Genomic DNA, 890 nt, shown 5'->3' on the forward strand with positions numbered 1-890 from the left:
CGCACACTGCTGACAAGGCACGGATGGGACATTTCCACAGAAACACTTTTGGAACATTTAAATATAAGTCAAACTGTCCAGCATATTACCGGTCAGATCCACCCAATGGGGAAGGAGCGAATGGACCTGCATATCAATGAAGAGAAACATCGACCCGTGCAGAAAAAAGATGCGGATTTGCGAGTAAAAACAGTTCAATTTCTGCAAGAGCGTTTAGCCCGTGTCATCGGACTTCCAAAATCAAAGATTGACGTAGATACAGCAATGGACCGATACGGGATAGATTCGTTACTTATTATGCAGATGACCACCAGTTTGGAAGAACAGTTTGGTCTCTTGCCCAAAACCCTGTTTTTCGAATATCAGACCCTTCGGGCTCTGAGCGAATATTTCCTTGAACACCATCATGAACAGCTGAGACTCATTTTAGGGGGAGAACGTTCTGAGGAATCCGTTGGTGGATCTCGGGCTGCGGTTGCTGTACAAAATGATGGAATAGTGGACGTTAAATCGAAGGGCATTCTACGGCAAAAGAGGACATTGAAGAATCAACAAGCTGCTGATGCAGAGTCGAAGAACGCTAGTTCAATGAAATCTTTGAATGCAACTGAATCATCCATTCAGGTTCAAGAGGACGAGGTGAAGCAGGATATCGCCATTATTGGTGTGGCGGGAAGGTACCCGGGCGCGCGGAATATCCATGAGTTTTGGGAGAATCTGCGCAGTGGAACGGACAGTATTACCGAGATTCCATCGGAACGCTGGGATCAGGAGCAGGTGTATGATTCAGCGCCAGGCACACCGGGCAAGACCTATGGACGCTGGGGCGGATTTCTGGACGGGGTGGACGAATTCGATCCGTTGTTCTTTCAGATCTCTCCTCGCGAAGC

At 47.9% G+C, this 890-nt stretch carries 1 protein-coding gene; it reads left to right on the forward strand.

Annotated features, from left to right (window positions below; translation table 11 throughout):
* Window positions 1-120: 120 nt before the first annotated feature.
* The coding region (locus tag P364_RS35940) for an acyl carrier protein (protein WP_161634858.1) at window positions 121-890 on the forward strand (770 nt) is incomplete at its 3' end.

The sequence above is a fragment of the Paenibacillus sp. MAEPY2 genome (genome assembly GCF_000499205.1).
Taxonomy (GTDB): domain Bacteria; phylum Bacillota; class Bacilli; order Paenibacillales; family Paenibacillaceae; genus Paenibacillus; species Paenibacillus vandeheii.